At 69.3% G+C, this 15,108-nt stretch carries 13 protein-coding genes; 5 read left to right on the top strand and 8 right to left on the bottom strand.

Features of this window, described 5'->3' with window-relative positions:
- Positions 1 to 108: 108 nt before the first annotated feature.
- Positions 109 to 723, top strand: coding sequence for an acyltransferase (locus VET29_RS33995; protein ID WP_324928451.1), 615 nt, complete (start codon positions 109 to 111; stop codon positions 721 to 723).
- A gap of 112 nt (positions 724 to 835) precedes the next feature.
- On the opposite strand, the gene VET29_RS33990 is transcribed toward VET29_RS33995, so the two are convergent.
- The gene (locus tag VET29_RS33990) at positions 836 to 1,558 is read right to left on the bottom strand and encodes an SDR family oxidoreductase (RefSeq protein WP_324928448.1); all 723 of its coding nucleotides are present in this window, start codon (positions 1,556 to 1,558) and stop codon (positions 836 to 838) included.
- 102 nt (positions 1,559 to 1,660) lie between these two features.
- Here VET29_RS33990 and VET29_RS33985 point away from each other — a divergent pair, with 102 nt between their 5' ends.
- The 3 genes from VET29_RS33985 to VET29_RS33975 all read left to right on the top strand — a co-directional run bounded on the left by VET29_RS33985 (position 1,661) and on the right by VET29_RS33975 (position 5,103).
- The gene (locus VET29_RS33985) at positions 1,661 to 2,299 is read left to right on the top strand and encodes a TetR/AcrR family transcriptional regulator (protein WP_324928446.1); all 639 of its coding nucleotides are present in this window, start codon (positions 1,661 to 1,663) and stop codon (positions 2,297 to 2,299) included.
- 16 nt (positions 2,300 to 2,315) lie between these two features.
- On the top strand, positions 2,316 to 4,319 hold the full coding sequence (locus tag VET29_RS33980; protein WP_324928444.1) for a prolyl oligopeptidase family serine peptidase: 2,004 nt from the start codon (positions 2,316 to 2,318) through the stop codon (positions 4,317 to 4,319).
- Between the two features lie 358 nt (positions 4,320 to 4,677).
- Complete coding sequence (locus VET29_RS33975; protein WP_324928442.1) at positions 4,678 to 5,103, top strand: SRPBCC domain-containing protein; 426 nt, start codon at positions 4,678 to 4,680, stop codon at positions 5,101 to 5,103.
- A 125-nt stretch (positions 5,104 to 5,228) separates the two neighbouring features.
- On the opposite strand, the gene VET29_RS33970 is transcribed toward VET29_RS33975, so the two are convergent.
- From VET29_RS33970 to VET29_RS33960, 3 genes are all read right to left on the bottom strand, one after another.
- Entirely contained in the window at positions 5,229 to 8,036 is a 2,808-nt protein-coding gene (locus VET29_RS33970) for a vitamin B12-dependent ribonucleotide reductase (protein ID WP_324928440.1), read from the bottom strand.
- 116 nt (positions 8,037 to 8,152) lie between these two features.
- The gene (nrdR, locus tag VET29_RS33965; RefSeq protein ID WP_324928438.1) at positions 8,153 to 8,617 is read right to left on the bottom strand and encodes a transcriptional regulator NrdR; all 465 of its coding nucleotides are present in this window, start codon (positions 8,615 to 8,617) and stop codon (positions 8,153 to 8,155) included.
- A gap of 612 nt (positions 8,618 to 9,229) precedes the next feature.
- Positions 9,230 to 9,661 carry a hypothetical protein gene (locus VET29_RS33960; protein ID WP_324928436.1) on the bottom strand — a complete coding sequence of 144 codons (432 nt, stop codon included), beginning with the start codon at positions 9,659 to 9,661 and terminating at the stop codon, positions 9,230 to 9,232.
- 275 nt (positions 9,662 to 9,936) lie between these two features.
- On the opposite strand from VET29_RS33960, the gene lexA reads away from it, so the two are divergent.
- Complete coding sequence (gene lexA / locus VET29_RS33955; protein WP_414636689.1) at positions 9,937 to 10,629, top strand: transcriptional repressor LexA; 693 nt, start codon at positions 9,937 to 9,939, stop codon at positions 10,627 to 10,629.
- A 58-nt stretch (positions 10,630 to 10,687) separates the two neighbouring features.
- Here the strand turns inward: lexA and VET29_RS33950 are convergent, their stop codons facing one another.
- From VET29_RS33950 to miaA, 4 genes are all read right to left on the bottom strand, one after another.
- Positions 10,688 to 11,740, bottom strand: coding sequence for a hypothetical protein (locus tag VET29_RS33950; protein ID WP_414636687.1), 1,053 nt, complete (start codon positions 11,738 to 11,740; stop codon positions 10,688 to 10,690).
- Positions 11,741 to 11,762: 22 nt separating this feature from the next.
- Positions 11,763 to 13,175 carry a GTPase HflX gene (hflX, locus tag VET29_RS33945; protein ID WP_324928434.1) on the bottom strand — a complete coding sequence of 471 codons (1,413 nt, stop codon included), beginning with the start codon at positions 13,173 to 13,175 and terminating at the stop codon, positions 11,763 to 11,765.
- Between the two features lie 128 nt (positions 13,176 to 13,303).
- Complete coding sequence (dapF, locus tag VET29_RS33940) at positions 13,304 to 14,140, bottom strand: diaminopimelate epimerase (RefSeq protein ID WP_324928431.1); 837 nt, start codon at positions 14,138 to 14,140, stop codon at positions 13,304 to 13,306.
- Position 14,141: 1 nt separating this feature from the next.
- Positions 14,142 to 15,050: a tRNA (adenosine(37)-N6)-dimethylallyltransferase MiaA gene (miaA, locus tag VET29_RS33935; protein WP_414636688.1), complete on the bottom strand. Its 909-nt coding sequence runs from the start codon at positions 15,048 to 15,050 to the stop codon at positions 14,142 to 14,144.
- Positions 15,051 to 15,108: the final 58 nt, after the last annotated feature.

The following is a 15,108-nucleotide window of genomic DNA, read 5'->3' as shown; positions in this document are numbered from 1 at the left end:
GACGGAATGGAGAGGACAGGAAGCGGTATGGAGAGGAAGGTGGTCACAGTGTAACGCGAGGTCCGATTCATGCCAGCGCGTTCGCGGATTCCGGACGACGATCGGCGCATGCTGATCAGACACCGGGGTGCGACGCCGGTGGTGGATCCGACCGCGTACGTCGCGCCGAACGCCACGCTTGTCGGGGACGTGCGGGTGGGTGCACACGCACGCGTCATGTACGGGGCGGTGCTCGATGCCGAGGGCGCCCATGTCGAGGTCGGCCCGTACACGATCGTGTCGGAGCATGCCGTGCTGCGGGCGACCGCGGTGACGGCCGCGGTCGTCGAGCTGGGCGACCACGTGTTCGTCGGCCCGCATGCGACAGTGCTCGGCGCGCGCGTGGGGCGGTGCGCGTACCTCGCGGCCAACGCGACCGTGTTGCAGCTGGCCAGGCTCGGCGCCGGGGCGTCGGTGGCCGTGGGTGGGCTCGTGCATGCGCGGACGGTGTTGCCGAACGAGTTCTTCGTGCCACCGCACACGACGGCGGTCGGTGATCCGGTCGAGGTGTTCGGGTCGGATCGGAGCGAGGAGCTGGCGGCGGCGATCGCCGGGGCCGGGTTCGCGGACGCGGCGTTCGGTGTGCGTGCCGGGTGGACCGACCGGATCAACCGTTACCGGGAGGCGGCTGAGGTCCGGTCGGCGGAATATGCGGCGCATGCCGACGACGAGGTGGTGAGGTGACGAGCTGACAAGGCGGTGAGCCGACAAAAGGTGACGAGCTGACAAAGGTGACGAGCTGACAAGGTGGTGAGGTCAGGACAGGAGTGTGGACTAGTGGGTGGTCTGCGCGTGGTTACAGCCCGCTGCCGACCACTTGTTCCGCGCGGTCGCGCTTGAGGTTCAGGTTCCAGAAGACCTCGGCGATGTCGGCTGGGTCGAGGGTGGTCAGCTGCAGGGTGTCCATGTCGAAGCCGTCGAACTGGGCCGGGGTGTTCAGGACGGCGGCCTCGGCGGCGCTGTCCTTGATCAGTCCGCCGATCGGGACCACGCCTACGTACACGCCCTCGCTGGACAGTGCGGCGTTCGCGGCCAGGACGTAGTTGCGCATGCCTGCCAGTGCGATGCCGACGTTGCCGAGCTGCGGTACGGGTGTCCTCGCGAGGATGCCGGACGCGTACAGGAGTGCGCCGTCGTGTCGGGTGCGCATGCCCGGGAGTAACCGCGTGGCCAGGCGGATTGGCGCTTGTAGCAACAACTCCAGCTGGTCGGGCAGGGTGTCCGGGTCGATGTCCAGGACGTGGACGCGAGGCTGGTCCAGGGCGCCGGGGCTCCACACCGCCACGTCCACGTACCCGAGGCGTTGTTCGATCGCGGTGACCGCCGCGGTCAGTTGGGTTGGGTCCAGTAGGTCGGCGCGGAATGTCTCGGTCTCGATGTTCGGGAGTGCGGCGGCCAGTTCGTCGAGGCTTTCCTGGCGGCGGGCCACCAGTGCGACTCGGTAGCCCTCGCGGCCGAAGCGCTGGGCTAAGGACAGGCCCAGCGCGGGGCCCGCGCCGAAGATGGCGATGGTCTTCACGGAGAGTCTCCCTCGAGAGAAACTTGAGACGTACCTCAATTTATGAACTCTCCGTACCGTACATCAAGTTGAGGAGGCCCTCAAGGTCTATAGAATGACGCCGTGACGAAGGCGAAGCCGTTGCGTCGGGATGCGCAGCGCAACCGCGGCCTGTTGGTCGCGGCGGCTCGGCGTGTCTTCGCTGCCCGTGGTCTCGACGTGCCCCTCGAGGACATCGCCAAGGAGGCCGCGGTGTCCATCGGCACGTTGTACAACCGGTTCCCCACTCGTGGGACGCTGGTTGAGGCCGCGCTCGCGGACAAGGTGGCCGACATGGTCGCGCAGGCCGAAGCCGCCGTTGCCATGGCCGATCCCTGGGAGGGGTTCGCCTGGTTCCTGGCTCAGTGCTGTGCGACCCAGGCGGCCGACCGTGGCTACAACGAGCTCTGCGTACGTGTGTTGCCCGACACCCCGGAGATCGACCGGCTCAAGGCTCAGGGGCACGGACTCGTCCAGGTAATCGTGGATCGGGCGCAGCGGGCGGGGCAGTTGCGTGCCGACTTCCACGATGGCGACTTCGCGTTCGTGCTGTGGAGCACCACGACCATCATCGAGGCGACGGCCTCCACCTCGCCGGACGCCTGGCGGCGGTATCTCGCGTTTCTGCTTGACGGGCTTCGGGCCGCGGCGGCTCATCCGCTGCCCGGCCCGCCGCTCAGTCAGGACGAGGTGGCCGAAGCCATGCGCACGCACGGCGGCTGACAGGCAGACTCGTGTCATGACAGACGACCCGTACCTCTGGCTCGAAGAGGTCACCGGCGAGACCGCCCTGGACTGGGTGAGGGAACGCAACACCGTCGCCGTCGCGGAGCTGACCGGCGGCGCGCGGTTCAGCGGGCTGCGCGACGGCATCCGCGAGGTTCTCGACGCCGACGACCGGATCCCCTACATCCGCCGGCGCGGCGCGCACCTCTACAACTTGTGGCAGGACGCCGCCAACCCACGTGGGCTGTGGCGTCGCACCACGCTCGAGTCCTACCGCACGGACGACCCCGACTGGGAGCTCGTGCTCGACATCGACGCGCTCGCCAAGGCCGAGGACGAGAGCTGGGTCTGGCAGGGCGCTACCGTGCTCCGCCCGGACTACCGGCGCGCGCTCATCGAGCTCTCCAGGGGCGGTGCCGACGCCACCGTCGTGCGGGAGTTCGACCTCGAGACCAAGTCCTTCGTCGAGGACGGGTTCACACTGCCGGAGGCCAAGAGCCGGGTCGGCTGGATCGACGAGGACCGGATCTACGTCGGCACGGACTTCGGTGCGGGTTCGCTGACCGTGTCCGGCTATCCACGGATCGCCAAGGAGTGGCGGCGGGGCACACCGCTGACCGAGGCCCTCACCGTCTTCGAGGGCAAGCCGGACGACGTGTCGGCCGGCGCCTACCACGACCCGACCGAGGGCTTCGAGCGCGACTTCGTGTACCGGAACCTGGACTTCTACCGCATGGAGAAGTTCCTCCGCCGGCCCGGCGGCGAGTTGGTCAAGGTCGACGTGCCGGAGGACGCGGAGACCTCCGCGCACCGCGAGTGGCTCCTGATCAGCACGCGGTCGTCGTGGACGGTCGGTGACGTGACCTACCCGGCCGGTGCGCTGCTCGCGGCCCGGTTCGACGACTTTCTCGCCGGTGGGCGGGACCTGACCGTCCTGTTCGAGCCGGACGAGCACACCTCGCTGTCCTACCACGTGTGGACGCGCAACCACCTCATCATCGCGTCGTTGCAGGACGTCAAGAGCCGGTTCGAGGTGCTCACCCCCGACGAGGGCTGGGCGCGTGCGCCGCTCGCCGGTGTGCCGGAGGTCGGCGCCGCGGACATCCTCGGCACGAACTCCGACGTCGACGACGAGTACTTCCTCGACGCGAGCGGCTACACCCAGCCCGCCACCCTGCAGCGCGGTGAGATCGGCGGCGACGTCGAGGTGCTGAAGCGGGCGCCGGCGTTCTTCGATGCCGACGGACTGTCGACGACGCAGCACTTCGCGACCTCCGACGACGGCACGCGGATCCCGTACTTCGTCGTCGGGCAGGAGAACGACGGGCCGACGCTGATGACCGGGTACGGCGGGTTCGAGGTCTCCCTCACCCCCAGCTACAGCGGCACGGTCGGCCGCGGCTGGCTCGCCCGCGGTGGGACCTACGTCGTCGCCAACATCCGCGGTGGCGGCGAGTACGGGCCCGAATGGCACCAGTCGGTACAGAAGGAGCGGCGGCTGCGGGTGTACGAGGACTTCGCGGCGGTCGCCCGCGACCTCGTGGCACGCGGGATCACGACGCCCCAACGGCTCGGTATCCAGGGCGGCTCGAACGGCGGGCTGCTCATGGGCGTCATGCTCACCCGGTACCCGGAGCTGTTCGGCGCGATCGTGTGCCAGGTGCCGCTGCTGGACATGCGGCGCTACCACAAGCTGCTGGCCGGCGCGTCCTGGATGGCCGAGTACGGAGACCCCGACGAACCCGAGGAATGGGCTTACCTGCGCGAGTACTCGCCGTACCAGAACGTCGCGGCCGACCGGCCGTACCCACCGACGTTCATCCTGACGTCCACACGGGACGACCGCGTCCACCCGGGCCACGCACGCAAGATGATGGCGCGGTTGGCTGAACTCGGCCACGACGTGCGGTACTACGAGAACATCGAAGGCGGCCACGGCGCGGCGGCGGACAACGAGCAGTTGGCCTTCAAGTGGGCCCTGGTGTTCGAGTTCCTCTGGCAGCGCCTCGGCGGCTGACCGAAGAAGTGAAGGGCGGCCCAGCTCCTGACAGGAAGGAGCTGGGCCGCCCTCGCGAGGTCGTTTCCGCACCACTGGGCCATCCTCGCCACCGGGCCCGGTGAAGCATCAGATCCGGCAGATCCCGATGAGTCCAGTTGGGCCGGGCGTTGCGCGAAGCGATCCGCGGTGCGGCCTGCCCGCCCGGGTGCTGGTGATCGAGTCCACCCTGGTCGCGGCCATCGGTGCACGGGGAGCAGGCGTCGCCGGACGCTTGGTCCGGACGAGTCCAGGCGGCGGTCGCGCTCCTCGGCGCGCCGGCAGAACACGGGGTGACGGCGAGTGGGTGCGGGTCCGCGGCGGGCTGCAAGACTGTGGCATGCGTGTGATCCGCACGGAGACCGAGATCGAGGCGCCGCCAGCCGAGGTGTGGGCGGTGCTGACCGACTTCGCCGGCTACCCCTCGTGGAACCCGTTCATCGTCGAGGCGGAGGGCACGCTCGCCACCGGTGAGATCCTGACGCTGCGGATGGTGTCCGGCGAAAAGCCGCAGACCTTGACGCCGGAAGTGCTTGCGATGCGGGAGAACGAGGAGCTTCGGTGGCTCGCTGCGTTGCGGTGGTCGTGGCTTTTCAGCGCGGAGCACCGGTTCGGCCTGTCCCCCGTCGGTGACGGGACGCGGCTGGTCCACAGTGAGGTGTTCCGCGGCCTGCTGGTGCCCTTGCTCGGCGCGACGATCGACCAGGCGGAACGCGACTTCCGGGCGCTCAACGCGGCGTTGAAGGAGCGGGTGGAGTCGAACTGAGCCATGGGCGAGGTCGACGACGCGGCGAGATGGGCAGGATCCTTGGGACCGGCCGCCGCACGGGTTTCCGGCACTGACGCGCTGGGGTGAGTGGACCGCGGCGGTCCACTCACCCCAGCAGGGCGTCAGCTACAGCCGGACGTCGAGCCGCAGCCCTCGCAGACGTAGCACGAGCCTGCCGGGCGCATCTTCGTGCCGCAGGTCATGCACAGGGGGGCGTCGGCGGCCTTGCCCAGGTGGAGCTCCAGCAGTTCGGTCGAGCTGTGGGCCTCCCTGAGCTCGGGCTTCGACGCCTCCACCGCCGGGCGGGTCGGGCTCGCGTCGACCGAGCCACGCATGCCTTCGAGGTCCACGTCGCCGGACGGGGCGTAGTCGTTGTTCAGCTGGGCCGAGCGCTCGTCGGCCGTGAAGATGCCGAGCTGGGCGCGCTTGTCGTACGGCAGGTAGTCCAGTGCCAGCCTGCGGAACAGGTAGTCCAGCACGCTCGTCGCGATCCGGACGTCCGGGTCGTCGGTCATGCCGGCCGGCTCGAAGCGGAGGTTCTGGAACTTCGAGACGTAGAACTCCAGCGGGATGCCGTACTGCAGGCCCACCGAGATGGACATGGAGAAGGCATCCATCACACCGGCCAGCGTCGAGCCCTGCTTGCCGAGCTTGACGAAGATCTCGCCAAGGCCGTCGTCGGGGTACGAGCCGGCGTGCAGGTAGCCCTCGGCGCCGCCGACCGTGAACGACACCGTCTGGGACGGGCGCTTCTTCGGCAGGCGCTTGCGGACCGGGCGGTACTCGATGACCTTCTCCGGCTCGGCCTTGCCGTTGTTGGCGCCCTTGCCGGCGGACAGCGGCTGGCCGACCTTGCAGTTGTCGCGGTAGATGGCCAGTGCCTTGAGGCCCAGCTTCCAGCCCTGGAAGTAGATCTCCTCGACGTCTTCGACCGTGGCCGCCTCGGGCATGTTGACCGTCTTGGAGATGGCGCCCGAGATGAACGGCTGGACGGCCGCCATCATGCGGACGTGGCCCATCGGGGCGATCGACCGCTCGCCCATCGCGCAGTCGAACACCTCGTAGTGCTCGCGGCGCAGGCCGGGGGCGTCGAGGACGTGGCCGTGCTCGGCGATGTACTCGACGATCGCCTCGATCTGCTCGTCCTGGTAGCCCAGCGCCTTCAGCGCGCGCGGCACCGTCTGGTTGACGATCTGCATCGAGCCGCCGCCGACCAGCTTCTTGAACTTGACCAGCGCCAGGTCGGGCTCGATGCCGGTCGTGTCGCAGTCCATCATCAGGCCGATGGTGCCGGTCGGCGCGAGCACCGACGCCTGGGCGTTGCGCCAGCCGTTCTCGGCGCCGACCATCAGGCCGCGCTGCCACTCCTGCGTCGCGAGCCGCTGCACCGCCGCGTCGTTCTTGTGGTGGGTGCGGATCAGGTCGTTGGCCGCCGCGTGCTTGCGCATGACCTTCTGGTGCGCGTCGGCGTTGCGGGCGTAGCCCTCGTACGGACCGACCACGCCGGCGAGCTCGGCGGAGCGGCGGTAGGCGGTGCCGGTCATCAGCGAGGTGATGCTGGCGGCGAGCGCGCGGCCGCCCTCGGAGTCGTAGGCGTGGCCGGTCGCCATCAGCAGCGCGCCGAGGTTGGCGTAGCCGATGCCCAGCTGGCGGAACTTGCGTGTGGTGTCGGCGATCGGCTCGGTCGGGAAGTCCGCGAAGCAGATCGAGATGTCCATCGCGGTGATGACCAGCTCGACCGACCTGGCGAACAGCTCGGCGTCGAACGTGCCGTCCCCGCGCAGGAACTTCAGCAGGTTCAGCGACGCGAGGTTGCAGCTGGAGTTGTCCAGGTGCATGTACTCGCTACACGGGTTGGACGCGGTGATGCGGCCCGACTCGGGGCAGGTGTGCCAGTCGTTGATCGTGCCGTCGTACTGGATGCCCGGGTCGGCGCACTCCCACGCGGCCTGCGCCAGCTTGCGGAACAGCGTCTTGGCGTCGACCTCCTCGAGCACCTCGCCCGTGGTGCGGGACCGCAGCCCGAACGGGCCGTCCTGCTCGAGGGCGTGCATGAACTCGTCGGACACGCGGATCGAGTTGTTGGCGTTCTGGTACTGCACCGAGGTGATGTCGGAGCCGCCGAGGTCCATGTCGAAGCCGGCGTCACGCAGGACGCGGATCTTCGCCTCTTCCTTGGCCTTGGTCTCGATGAACTCCTCGACGTCCGGGTGGTCGACGTCGAGGACGACCATCTTCGCGGCGCGCCGGGTGGCGCCACCGGACTTGATGGTGCCGGCGGACGCGTCGGCGCCACGCATGAACGAGACCGGACCGGAGGCGGTGCCGCCGGAGGACAGCAACTCCTTGCTGGAGCGGATACGCGAGAGGTTGAGGCCGGCGCCGGAGCCGCCCTTGAAGATCAGCCCCTCCTCGCGGTACCAGTTGAGGATCGAGTCCATGGTGTCGTCGACGGCCAGGATGAAGCAGGCGCTGACCTGCTGGGGAGAGCTGGTGCCGACGTTGAACCACACGGGCGAGTTGAAGCTGAACACCTGGTGCATGAGCATCCAGGTCAGCTCGTGCTCGAAGATCGTGGCGTCGCCCTGGGTGGCGAAGTACCCGTGCTCGACCCCGGCGTCCACATACGACTTCACCACGCGGTCGATGAGCTGGCGAAGCGAGTGCTCGCGGACCGGCGTCCCCACGGCGCCGCGGAAGTACTTGCTGGTGACGATGTTGGTGGCGTTGACCGACCAGAACTCGGGGAACTCGACGCCCCGCTGCTCGAAGTTGACCGACCCGTCCCGCCAGTTGGTCATCACCACGTCACGGTGTTCCCACGTGACCTCGTCGTACGGGTGCACGCCGTCGGTCGTGTACACCCGGCCGACCGACAGCCTCTGCTGTGTGACCGGTGCCCCCTGGTCAGTCCCCACCGTCTCCGTCATGACCTCTCCCTCATTGCTCGCATGTGCCGGTGTGGCCGCGTTCGCTCCCGTGTACGGACCCACTGCCCGACGTGACCTTCTGCCAACCGCGTAGCGCCGTCTCGTGCGGCTTCTACTCATTCCTCTTTGCCCTGCTCGATCGCCCTGCGCAGGCCGGCGATCTCCTTCTCGAAGTCCTCAATGGACGAAAAGCTTCGGTAGACGCTGGCGAACCGCAGGTAGGCGACCTCGTCCAGCTCCCGGAGTGGACCGAGGATCGCCAGTCCCACCTCATGACTCGGCACCTCGGCGGCGCCGGTCGACCGGATGGTGTCCTCGACCTTCTGCGCCAACTGCTGGAGTGCGTCCTCGTCGACCGGGCGACCCTGACAGGCTCGCCGCACCCCCGTGACCACCTTCTCGCGACTGAACGGCTCGGTGACACCGGACCGCTTGACAACCGCGAGCACCGCCTCCTCGACGGTCGTGAACCGCCGGCTGCACTTGGCGCACGACCGCCTGCGCCGGATGACCTGACCGTCATCGACCTCGCGGGAGTCGACGACCCGGGAGTCCGAGTGGCGGCAGAACGGACAGCGCATGGGTCACCCCTCCTGGTGATCGACTTGTGGACAACCGGTGGACAAGTCCACCCCAACCTGTGGATGAACTACAGGTCTGTAACTACTAGATGTTGGGGTCGACGGTATGCCTAGACGCCACATGATGCAAGTCAACACACCCACGACACGCGGGTACGAGACGCCGGGTGACGCATCCCACTGCCGCCATCAGACGGCATGGCGGAGTGCCACTGGGAGGTGACGTTGCGGGGTCTCGCGGCCGGCAGCCGAGAACGGTGCGCGAGCCGAAGGGCGGAGATTAGCCCGGCTGAGCGTGCCGATCGAAGCCGGGGTCACGGTCAGACCAGACGGCGAGTGTAGAGGTCGGACAGGAGGTCGACCGGCACCGAATCGGCGTGATCACCGGCAGCATGGCCATGCTGGAGACCAAGGTCCACCAGACGAGCGCAGCCAACGACACAACCCTCAAGAACCAACAAGACACAGTGGACCAGCACAAGCCGACACAGACAGCGAGAACAGCAAAGACACAACGGCCTCAACCAGATCCGACCAAGCACGCACCCCGCCAAGCCCACCCCCGACCAAGCACGCACCTCCGGCCGACCCGGCGTCAACCACCAGCAGACATCACCGAGAGAACGGCACGGTCAACGGCTGCCCAGGCTGCACAACCCCATCAACCCCGTTCAACTCCCGAATCCGCTCCACCACAGCCGAAGCATCCGACGAAGGCGCCACCCGCTCGGCCAACTCCCACAGGTTCTCCCCCGGCAACACCCGCACGACCTTCGTCGTCGACGGCACCATCGGCTCCGTGGCGGACGCCAGCATCCCCAGCCCGACCACGGCGGCACAGGCCGCCGACGCCGCCGCCAACCCCCAGACGAGTGAAAGTCGCGGACCGCCGGGCAGGTGCACCCGCCGAGCCAGGACGCGCGGCGCACCGGCCACGCGGCGCCGGGTCGGCGGCCGGTCAGGGGCCCCCCGTCGCACGACCGGCCGCGTACGCGTTGCCGGTATGGGCGCCTCGACCTCCGGTTTGTGCGTCGTCGCGCTCATGAACTGCCTCCTGACCACTCATCGAACAACTGCGCGAAGGTCGAACAGTCGTTCGATCGAACCTTCGTGCGATTTTGTACCACGGAGCACCGACAAAAAACGAGACCCACACGGCGTGTCGTCGAACAGGTGTTTGATCTCCTGGGGACCTACGGATAACGTCGATGACGAACACGAACATTCCGGCCGCCACCACGGCAGGCCGGCTGGCAGGGAGGCATGCAGTGCCACGCAAACCAGGAGGAATACCGAAGGGCGTACCCAAGCGGAAGCCGTTGCGGGGCAACCTACGCAGTTTCCCCGACGTCGCGCAAGCTGACGCGGAGGACCTGCCCATCCGCCAGCGGGAGGTCCTCGAGGTAATCCGCACGTGGGTGGAGCGTTTCGGCTACCCACCGAGCGTCCGGGAGATCGGCGAGGCGGTTGGTCTGACCTCCACCTCCTCGGTCGCCTACCAGCTTCGGGCGCTGGAACAGAAGGGCTACCTGCGGCGGGATCCCAACCGGCCACGCGCCATCGGGGTACTGCCGCCGGACGCGGACCCGGCGGCCGTCACCGCGACGGCTCCACTGGAGACGCCTACCAGCAGGTACGCCGCGGTCGATGTGCCGGTTCTCGGTCGCATCGCCGCGGGTGGGCCGATCCTCGCCGAGGAGGCCGTGGAGGACGTCTTTCCGCTGCCCAAGGAAATCGTCGGCGAGGGCTCGCTGTTCCTGCTTCGGGTCGCGGGTGACTCGATGGTCGACGCGGCCATCACCGACGGGGACTGGGTCGCGGTTCGGCAACAGCCGAACGCCGAGAACGGTGAGATCGTCGCCGCGATGATCGAGGGTGAGGCGACGGTCAAGACGTTCAAGCGCGAGGACGGGCACGTCTGGTTGTTGCCGCACAACGAGGCGTACGAACCGATTCCCGGTGACGACGCCACCATTCTCGGCAAGGTCGTCGCGGTTTTGCGTCGACTCTGAATATCCGCGGCGACCGTGGTTCGCAACTCGCCTCCCCCACGGTCGCCGCGGTATTTCGTCAGTCGGCTCTGCGCCGGCGCAATGACCGGAACAGCAAATAGATCACCCCGATAACGGCAACCGTCACTGCCGCGGCCGGGATGGCCGGCAGGCCGTCCTTCTCCTCGGGGGAAGCCGCGACGCCCGACGCGGGCGTGGGCTCGGCGGAGGTGGGCAGCGGTTTCGGCGCCACTAGCCCCGCCGCGCCCGCGACCACGTTCATCACCTGCGGGGCCTCCTCCCGGCCGGTCTCCGAGCCGGACACCAGTGAGCCGTCCGGTTGGAACGCGATGGCCTCGCCCTGCGCCTCGTTCGGTAGCGGCACCCGCACCGGCGGTGCCGCAAGCGCTCCCACGATGTCGCCGTCACGCACCGGGTACAGGTAGGCGTCCGTGTAGGTCCGCAGTGCGATGACCGTGCCGTCCGCGCTCGACGCGGCACCGGTCACGACCACCGAGCCGACGATCCCCGGCACCGGTCCGCCGGGCGTGTCCGTGCTGTTCAGCCGCACCGTCGCGACCTTCTCCAGCGGCGTCGGGCCCGGTGACGCCAGCGGCCCGGCAGGCTGGAACACCTCCGCGCCGCCGAGTGAGCTCTTGGTGAAGATGTACGGCACACCGGCACGGTCGAGCAGCAACGCCTCCGCGTCGTGCTTCCCGTCCGGGTAGGTGAGCCGGTGGATCCCGGGCTCACCGGCGGGGGTCAGCGAGATCAACGCGACCGTGTCGCGGTCCTCGTCGTTGTCGCCGGTGTCGGACAGCCAGAACGTCCCGTCGGCGGCGCGCGCGAGGTCCTCGACGTCGTACGGGTCGACGGCGGCGGTGATCGTGTCCTGGACCTGGCAGTCCTTGCCGAGCACCCAGACCTTCACCGACCTGCCGCCGTCGTTGATCGCGTACCAGTGCTGGTCATCGGCCACGAGACCGGACAGCTCGGCGAGCCGGGGGTCGGTGATCGTGCAGGCCGGGACCGGCGCGGGCACCGGGTCGGCCGCTGCCGGGGCCGCGAGGAGCAGCCCCAGCAGGACCACGGACGTCACCGACCGCACCCGCACACCTCCCGTGAGCCCCACCGGGAACTCCCGTCAGCCGTGTCTACGCGGACGTGCCGTTGACGATGAAACTCTCCAGCACACCGGCGAGGTCCGGCTTGACCTTCGCGGTCAGCTCGGTGCCGTGCTCGGTGTGGCGCTCGGACAGCACCTCGCCGTCGCGGTGCACGCGTGCCACCAGCTCACCCCGCGCGTACGGCACGAGCACGTCGACCTGCACCTCCGGGCGCGGCAGCAACGTCGCCAGCCGGTCCCGCAGCTCCTCGATGCCGAGGCCGGAGTGCGCGGACACGAACACCGCCGCCGGCAGCAGGTGCCGCAGGCGGGCGAGAGCGAGCTGGTCCATCGCGTCGGTCTTGTTGACCACGACGAGCTCGGTCGGCAGTGCCTCGTCACGGCGGTCGGCGATCTCGCCGAGCACCTCGCGCACGGCCTCGACCTGCCACTCCGGGTTCGGGTCGGAACCGTCCACCACGTGCAGGATGAGGTCGGAGTCGGCGACCTCGTCGAGCGTCGACCGGAACGCCTCGACGAGCTGGTGCGGCAGGTGCCGCACGAACCCGACGGTGTCGGTCAGCGTGTAGACGTGCCCGTCCGGCGTGGTGGTCCGGCGCGTGGTGGCGTCCAGGGTGGCGAACAATGCGTCCTCCACCAGCACGCCCGCGCCGGTCAGCGCGTTGAGCAGGCTCGACTTGCCGGCGTTGGTGTACCCGGCGATCGCGACGCTCGGCACGAGGTTGGCCCGCCGCTGGCTCCGCTTGGTCTCCCGCACGGTGCCCATCGCGGTGATCTCCTTGCGCAGCTTGGAGATCTTGTGCCGGATGCGACGCCGGTCGGTCTCGAGCTTCGTCTCACCGGGACCACGCAGACCCACGCCGCCGTTGCCGCCGCCCGCCCGACCACCGGCCTGGCGGGACAGCGTGTCACCCCAGCCACGCAGGCGTGGCAGGAAGTACTGGAGCTGGGCCAGCTCGACCTGGGCCTTGCCCTCCCGCGACCGCGCGTGCTGCGCGAAGATGTCCAGGATCAGCGCGGTCCGGTCGATGACCTTGACCTTGAGCCTCGCCTCCAGCTGACGCAGCTGGGACGGCGACAGCTCACCGTCGCAGATGACCGTGTCGGCGCCGGTCGCCTCGACCACCCCGGACAGCTCCAGAACCTTGCCGGAGCCGATGTAGGTGGCCGGGTCGGGCCGGTCGCGCCGCTGCACAAGCCCTTCGAGGACCTCGGAGCCGGCCGTCTCGGCGAGCCTGGCCAGCTCGGCGAGGGACGCGTCGGACTGCTCGGCGCTGCCCTCGGTCCACACACCGACGAGGATGACCTTCTCGAGCCGGAGTTGGCGGTACTCGACCTCGGTGATGTCCGAAAGCTCGGTGGACAGTCCCGCGATACGGCGGAGCGCGGCGCGGTCGGAGCGGTCGAGTTCACCAACAGAGAGCTCATCCAGGTCAGTCAACCCTCGGTCATCTAATCCGTCGGCTTGCTGATGATTGAGATTCTCTGTCACTCGGTGTAACCCTCCCTGGTCCGTTCGTCGCTTTCTGGAACCTATGTTCCCATGGTTCAGCGACCGGATCGAGTGGGTTATTCCGCGACGCCGTCCCACCAGGCCTGGTCGAGCTCGCCGCGGGCGACGAAAACGGCAGGTCCGGACAGGGTCGAGCCGCCCGGCTCCACCGTCACCCGGACCCTGCCGCCGGGAATGTCGACCGTGGCCGCGCCGTGTTTCTCGCCGCGGCCGAAGAGGATTCCGGTGACCGCCGCGACCGTGCCGGTGCCACATGACCGGGTCTCGCCGACGCCTCGTTCGTGTACGCGCATGCGCAGCCGGTCGGGGGCCTCGACAACCACGAACTCGACGTTCACACCGTCCGGGAAAACCGCCGGGTCGTAGGTGGGTGGGACGGTCAGGTCAAGCGACGCGAGCTTCTCGGCGTCCTCGACCTCGCACACCAGGTGCGGGTTGCCGACGTTGACCGCGACTCCGGCGACCGTGCCGCCGGCGACCGTGGCCAGCGAGGTACCGGTGACCCTGGCGGGCCCCATCTCGACGGTCACGTCTCCACCGGCGCCACCGGCGACCGTGACGGCCCGGGTGCCCGCCCGGGTGCCGATGGTGAACTCACGTTCCTGGACCAGGTCCGTGTCCGTCAGGTAGCGGGCGAACACGCGCACGCCGTTGCCGCACATCTCGGCGATCGAGCCGTCGGCGTTGCGGTAGTCCATGAACCAGAGACCGTCGTCCGCGTCCTCGACGGCCTTCGACGGCACGACCCGCAGCACGCCGTCGGCACCGAGACCGGCGCGACGGTCGCAGAGCGCGCGGACCCGCGCCGCCGTCAGGTCGAGGGTGGCGTCGAGGTCAGGCAGCAGCACGAAGTCGTTCTCGGTGCCATGGCCCTTCAGAAACGGAATGCCCACGTCACAAGGCTAACGCGGCGGCGAGAAGATCGTCGCGGGTGGCGTCCAGCCAGTGGATCCGCTGGTCGCGCCGGAACCATGACCGCTGGCGGCGGACGAACCGGCGGGTGGCCTGTGCGGTCGCGGCGGCTGCCACGGCCATGTCCTCGTCGGCGTCCAGCTGGTCGAGCACCTGCTGGTAGCCCAGCGCCCGGGAGGCGGTGCGGCCGACGCGCAGGCCCTCCTTCTCCAGCCGGCGTACCTCGTCGGCCAGGCCGTCCGCGAACATCCGCGTCACGCGCAGCTCGACGCGGCGGTCCAGCTCGCCGGTGTCCAGGTCGAGGCCGATCTGGAGCGTGTCGTACCGCGTCGGGCCGGGCCGGGGCATGGTCGCGGAGAACGGCCGGCCGGTCAGCTCGATGACCTCCAGCGCGCGGACGATCCGGCGGCCGTTGCTCGGCAGGACCGCGGCCGCCGCGGTCGGGTCGAGCCTGGTCAGCCGTTCGTGCAGTCGTTCGGCGCCGCTCGCGGCCAGCTCCTGTTCGAGGCGGCCGCGGATGTCCGGGTCGGTGCCGGGGAACTCCAGCTCGTCGAGCACCGCCCGCACGTACAGCCCGGAACCGCCGACCAGGATCGGGACGCGGCCCTCGCCGAGGAGCCGTTCGATCGTCGCGCGGGCGTCGCGCTGGTAGGCGGCGACCGACGCGGTCTCGGTGACGTCGAGGACGTCGAGCAGGTGGTGCGGGACGCCGGCCCGCTCGGCCGGGGCGAGCTTGGCGGTGCCGACGTCCATGCCGCGGTAGAGCGCCATGGCGTCGGCGTTGACGACCTCGCCGCCCAGGGCCTGCGCCAGCGCCACGCCGAGGCCGGACTTGCCCGTGGCGGTGGGGCCGACGAGGGCCACCACCGGCGTGCGGGCCACGGTCGACACGGCGCGAGGGTAGCGGCGGGCAGTGCGGCCCGTGGTGGCCCGTGGCGGCCCCGGCTCG

The organism is Actinophytocola sp., assembly GCF_035634895.1.
Taxonomy (GTDB): Bacteria; Actinomycetota; Actinomycetes; order Mycobacteriales; family Pseudonocardiaceae; genus Actinophytocola.
The sequence above is the reverse complement of the archived record's forward strand: the minus strand, read 5'-3'. Positions and strand labels throughout refer to the sequence as shown.